At 46.1% G+C, this 5,745-nt stretch carries 5 protein-coding genes; 4 read left to right on the top strand and 1 reads right to left on the bottom strand.

The features are described from left to right. Positions 1-599 precede the first annotated feature (599 nt). A complete protein-coding gene (locus tag U9Q77_01910; protein ID MEA3286120.1) occupies positions 600-1,073 on the bottom strand; it encodes a hypothetical protein in 474 nt (157 codons plus the stop codon). A 150-nt stretch (positions 1,074-1,223) separates the two neighbouring features. On the opposite strand from U9Q77_01910, the gene U9Q77_01915 reads away from it, so the two are divergent. The 4 genes from U9Q77_01915 to U9Q77_01930 all read left to right on the top strand — a co-directional run. Beyond that, positions 1,224-2,510 (top strand): agmatine deiminase family protein, encoded by a 1,287-nt coding sequence (locus U9Q77_01915; GenBank protein ID MEA3286121.1) that lies wholly within the window; start codon positions 1,224-1,226, stop codon positions 2,508-2,510. Positions 2,511-2,651: 141 nt separating this feature from the next. Continuing rightward, complete coding sequence (locus tag U9Q77_01920; GenBank protein MEA3286122.1) at positions 2,652-3,521, top strand: fumarylacetoacetate hydrolase family protein; 870 nt, start codon at positions 2,652-2,654, stop codon at positions 3,519-3,521. A 137-nt stretch (positions 3,522-3,658) separates the two neighbouring features. Beyond that, positions 3,659-4,060, top strand: coding sequence for an alternative ribosome rescue aminoacyl-tRNA hydrolase ArfB (gene arfB, locus U9Q77_01925; GenBank protein ID MEA3286123.1), 402 nt, complete (start codon positions 3,659-3,661; stop codon positions 4,058-4,060). Positions 4,061-4,165: 105 nt separating this feature from the next. After that, the coding region (locus U9Q77_01930) for an acetoacetate--CoA ligase (GenBank protein ID MEA3286124.1) at positions 4,166-5,745 on the top strand (1,580 nt) is incomplete at its 3' end.

The following is a 5,745-nucleotide window of genomic DNA, read 5'->3' on the forward strand; positions in this document are numbered from 1 at the left end:
GCTCTGTTCCAGACTGGGGGCTAGCCTTTGTCTGGGCTGGATTGTCCAGCTTGAAAGCACCAGCTTTGCTTGGCGCACACCAATTTCAGTTCTAAAGGGTCTATTAATTTCAAAATATTTTAGTGTTTTACGATCTTCATGTTTTCTGCATAGCCACTTGTGCTGAGTTCATCGAAGTATAGCTATGGATAAAATATTAAGTGAAGTAAAACGGTAAAAGATGAAGAAATTACAGGCCATTTGGAGCTGAATTTGGTATTATACCCGTTCAGGTATATTCAATGTGAATAGCCAACCTGACGGTTCCAGGTGGCAGTAAATTAGTTTTATTAAGCTGGCCTGAGATAGCCGTATGCATCAGGAGTCATCACCTCGCAGCAGTGTAAGTTCTTTTGCCACGAAGACATCCATCTTCGCTCGAAGAGCTACGCCGGACAAGCAAAGGTTCAAAGAGCCATTCAGGGATTTTATAGAACATAGTGCCTTAGTGACTTTGTGGCTATATATGTAAAATATACTTACGGATAACATGGGCCGGTTTAATATTAATTTTAGAAAGTGTTGAATCACACTCTACTGAAACAGAGCAGGTTTTTAGGTTACCCCTGTATAACCTGGAATTCAACGGTGAGTTGTTGATCGTCATCCAGAACGTCTTTAAAAAGTTCATCCTCAAACAGTGCCATTTTCAACCGATAGGTCACCGTTTCATCAAATGTCGCGCCGGCCAGGAGACCAGATCCGAACAAGTTTTTTAGATCTATCTTAAAGTTCTCTGTACCGCCTTGATCAACCTGGATTGCACTGTAGCACTCTTCGAATCCATGTACCAGCCAACACCCCCGATGACCGTTCAGTTGAAATTCCTCTAAATAGATCTGGCCCGTACAAATATAGTAGATGGGTGAATCTGTGGCGTTGGATACTTCCAGAGAAACAACCGGATCTGATTCCAAATGGTAACAGCCTTGATTGGGGCGCAACTCCACCATATTGTCACTTCCCAACACCCCACATCCTGCAATTAACATAACAAAGGGAAGCGAAGCCAGTTGAAGCACCTCTTGTTTCATGATATTATACACCCCATGACACCAGCAGTAGTACTAGTGAAGACGACTCCAAACAAAGCTTTCCATCTGTTTCGTCCCTGTGTTTTATACAATTCATGAAAATCTTTTTGTGAATGTTTTTTTGGCGCTCCCGGCTTTAGATTGCTCCCCATGCTGCAAATCCTATTTCTAACTTTTGTTCTTATTGTCGGCTTGCATGCCCAGGACTTGAACCTGCCAGCCTCGCTCACAGAAGAGGAACAGTTGCGTCTGGATGAAATCGGAGGTCTACGGGATGTAACTCCGCCCCCCGTAGGTGAATTCAACCTGCTCGCTGAATATAATGACGCGGATGGTGTTATCTTTGCCTGGAGCAATAGCTATTCCATTCTGATCCGCCAACTCATTACGGCCGTTTCCTTATCTGATACAGCTTATGTTGTCGTTGCCAATAGTTCAACCCAGGCCAATGTTAACAGCCTGCTTAGCAGTAGTGGCGCAGATATGAGCCGGGTACAGTTCATAATTGAAAGCCTCAATTCGGTCTGGATGCGTGATTATGGTCCCTGGTGGGGTCTGGATGAATATGGTCAACGTGGAATTGTTGATTTTATCTACAATCGCCCCCGGCCTTTGGATGATGTCTTTCCTCAAGCTCTGGCTGAAATATGGGAACTGCCCTATTATGGACCCGACTTGATCCATCCTGGAGGAAACTTCATCGTCGATGGTCATGGACGCGCTTTTGCCACCACGCTGATCCAGGCAGAGAACAGCAGTTATTCTTATACCGAGATCTCAGATATTTTTGCTGACTATGGCGGCATTGATACCTTGATCCTCCTGACCCCCATGCAGTACGATGGTACCGGTCATATCGACATGTTCTGCAAACTTTTGAATGATAGTACTTTTATCGTGGGTGAATATGCTACACCAGGGGACGGTGCCGGCGATAACTATAACATCCTGAATCAAAATGCCACCTTACTGGCAAACCTGACCAGCGTTACGGGACGGCCATTCCTGGTTGAGCGCATGCTTATGCCGCCCTACAACAGTGGTATTTCCTACACCTACACCAATTCATTAATTATTAACAATTTGGTGTTGGTACCGATCTATGGTTTTGCTACCGATGCCGCCGCCCTGGCTCAATACCAAGCGATCATGCCCGATTATGATGTTCTGGGTTTTGATTGTAATGCCATTATCCCAGCCAATGGAGCCATCCACTGTATCACCAAACTGGCCATGAGCAATCAGCCGGTGGATTGCATACCCGGTGACCTGAATCTGGATACACAGACTAACATTCAAGATCTGGTGATCCTGGTGAATCTGATCCTGGGTCAGATGGTGCAAACCCCAGAGCTGGTTTGTGCAGGCGATCTGAATGAAAATGGCGACCTCAGTGTCCAGGATATCATCTTGCTGGTGCAAGTGATCTTGAATTAATATCAGTTGATGCCTTTCCCATAAGCACCAAAAAACACAACTAGCGTAAAGACGCAAAATCTTGTGTCTCTTGCTACGAGATACATTTTATTTGTAACTATCAATGGTATCTTATTCGACTTATTTGGATAGGATCATAACATGAAATTACTCTCATACGGACTGGATCAGCGCATGGAGCCCCGCCTGGCTTTCTTGCTAAATGGTTATGCTGTGGATGTGATGCGCGCCTCACTGTGGATGAAAGAAAACCACAAGGCTCAGGATTATCTCTCGCTACCCTCCTCTATGAAATTGGCCCTGCTGGACTGGGGTCATTCTTTACCACTACTTCAGAATCTTGAGCGGGCGCTTCAAGGTATTGCCCTTGCAGAATTGAATATCTATGGTCGGCCGGTTGCCTTGCTTGAAACTGATGTTGTTTTCTTCGCCCCGGTTCCAGATCCACCCGCTCTGCGCTATTTTGCAGCTTTTGAACCGGATGCTGGATTCAGTTTTGGCAACACCCAAACACTTCTCGGGAATAATCAACCCTTGAGCCATGCAGGATTGACTGCAAAAGGAGAAATAGCCTGTGTTATCGCTGGTAAAGAAACCGCCTTGCAAATAGCTGGTTACTGTATTGTCAATAATTGGTTTGACACACAGCTCGATCCCAATAATGGTCTGACACAGGGGCTAGCCACCAGTCTGGGACCTTATCTTGTGACCGCTGATGAATTGGGACCACATAAACTTGGACAGGGCTTCAGTCTGGATCTGCAAATGCGAATAAATGGGCTCCTGACTACCGAATACCGCCTTAAAAACATGACTGTCAGTTTTTCTGAGATGATCAAGAGCGCTTTGAAAACACGGGCACAAGCAGGAGATGTTTTTTGTTCCGGAAGCCCTTCCAATTTAAAAAGTAACCGTCCAACGAAACCGGGGGATCGGGTTGAGGTTGAGATACAGGTCTTGGGAACGCTTACTACGCACATTAAAGAAAAAGACGATGATACCTTCCGGTAAATGTGATCACTCTATGAAACAACAATCGTTATTTACGGGGTTCAACAAACATAGATTCTCCGCAGTCTTTTAGGACTCTGTGAAAGATCTAATACCAATCGAACTTCAAAATTGCATCATAAATCACGTTTATTTCCATGCTGATACCAGAAAACGAAATTGAGCTAAAAGCCATTCGGGCAGGTGGTCCCGGTGGTCAGAATGTAAACAAAGTGGCTTCGGCTATCCAGTTGCGCTTTGATAGTCAACGATCCAGTCTGTCCGATGAGATCAAGGCAGAAATTCTCAAGTTACATGATCAACGCATTTCCAGTGACGGCGTGATCACCATTACCGCCCGTCAATATCGAAATCAGGAGGCGAATCGGCTGGCAGCATTGGAACGTCTTGATAAAATCATCCAGAAAGCACAGGATAAGCCCAAAAAGCGCAAGATCACCCGGCCAACCAGAGCTTCGGTAGTCAGGCGGCTGGATCAGAAAACCAAGCGCAGTCGTCAGAAACAATTGCGGGGGAAAGTTAAGCCATCGGAGGAATAATCAGGATGGTGTGAGAAGCGTTTACCCCCTCCGCCCTTCAGGCACCTCCCCGGGGGGAGGACTATTCCTGGGGAAAACAATTTTATTCGTAAGAGGGAAATTAGTATGGCCAGTAAAGTAATGTGGAAACCAAACAAGCAACAAGTGACCGAAGCACAAATGACGCATTTTCGGAAACAGATCAACAACAAATACGCACTGGATCTGCAAAATTATGATGCCTTGTATCAATGGTCCATTTCCCATGCAGCTGATTTCTGGTCGGAGATGTGGAAATTTGGTGAGATCGTTTCGCATACTGATTTTACCAGTGTTGTTGATGACCTGACCCTGATGCCGGGGGCTAAATGGTTTCAGGGGGCGAACCTGAATTACGCTGAGAACCTGTTGCGCTTCAGAGATGATCGAATTGCGCTCCAGTTTCGCGGGGAAGATCAAGTACAACGCACGTTGACCTACGCTGAACTTTATCTTCAGGTGGCCAGAACAGCAGAAGCGCTGAAACAGATCGGCCTGAAACGTGGTGATCGGGTCGCTGGTTTCATTCCCAACCTGCCTGAAGCGATCATTGCCATGCTGGCAGCTTCCAGTATTGGCGCTATCTGGTCCTCTTCTTCGCCGGATTTCGGGATCAAAGGGGTTCTGGATCGATTTTCTCAAATCGAACCAAAAATCATTTTTGCGGCTGACGGCTATTTTTACGGCGGTAAGTGCTTTGATTCTCTGGAAAAGCTTAGCGGTATCCTGGCCAAGCTGCCTTCTGTTGAAAAGGTTGTCATTATCCCCTATACATCCACAGCAGATTTGTCCGGGATCAGTAATGGTGTGCTTTGGGATGATTTTATTGATAATAATGCTATTGAATTGAGCTTTACCCCTCTGCCTTTTGATCACCCCCTGTATATTATGTATTCCTCGGGAACTACCGGTCTGCCGAAATCCATTGTTCACTCTGCCGGTGGCACGCTGATCCAGCATTTAAAGGAATTACAGCTCCATTGCGACCTGAAACGGGAAGACACTATCTTTTACTTCACGACATGCGGCTGGATGATGTGGAACTGGTTGGTAAGCAGCCTGGCCGTAGGTGCCACCCTGGTACTCTATGACGGTAATCCTTTCTATCCCAACCCAGACGCTTTATGGAAAATGGCAGATGATCTGGATGTATCCGTATTTGGGACCAGCGCTAAATACCTGGATGCCCTGGAAGCCGCCGGAAGCAAGCCAGGGAAGCAATTTGAATTAACTGAACTCAGAGCCGTTCTTTCCACGGGTTCGCCTCTTTCAGAGGAAAGTTTTGATTTTGTTTACCGTGAGATCAAAACCGATCTGCTGCTTGCTTCTATTTCTGGTGGAACGGATATCGTTTCCTGTTTTGTTTTAGGGAATCCTGTGCTACCGGTCTATCGGGGAGAATTGCAATGCCGGGGATTGGGAATGCAGGTCGAGGCCTTTGATGATTCCGGCACTTCCGTGTTGGATGAAAGTGGTGAATTGGTTTGCTGTCAGGCTTTTCCCTCCATGCCTATTTACTTCTGGAATGATCCGGGTGGACAGAAATACCACGATGCCTATTTTGCTGATTATCCCAACATCTGGCGACATGGTGATTATATCGAGATAAATGAACATGGTGGTATTCGTATTTTTGGTCGTTCGGATGCCACGCTCAATCCCGGTGG

It is taken from the genome of Candidatus Neomarinimicrobiota bacterium, from assembly GCA_034716895.1.
GTDB lineage: Bacteria > Fidelibacterota > UBA8477 > UBA8477 > JABMPR01 > JABMPR01.

What these genes read in the sequence shown, in the direction of transcription:
- arfB (MEA3286123.1), top strand. Translation starts at nt 3,659, where the DNA reads ATGCTGATACCAGAAAACGAAATTGAGCTAAAAGCCATTCGGGCAGGT.
- U9Q77_01910 (MEA3286120.1), bottom strand. Translation starts at nt 1,073, where the DNA reads ATGAAACAAGAGGTGCTTCAACTGGCTTCGCTTCCCTTTGTTATGTTA.
- U9Q77_01915 (MEA3286121.1), top strand. Translation starts at nt 1,224, where the DNA reads ATGCTGCAAATCCTATTTCTAACTTTTGTTCTTATTGTCGGCTTGCAT.
- U9Q77_01920 (MEA3286122.1), top strand. Translation starts at nt 2,652, where the DNA reads ATGAAATTACTCTCATACGGACTGGATCAGCGCATGGAGCCCCGCCTG.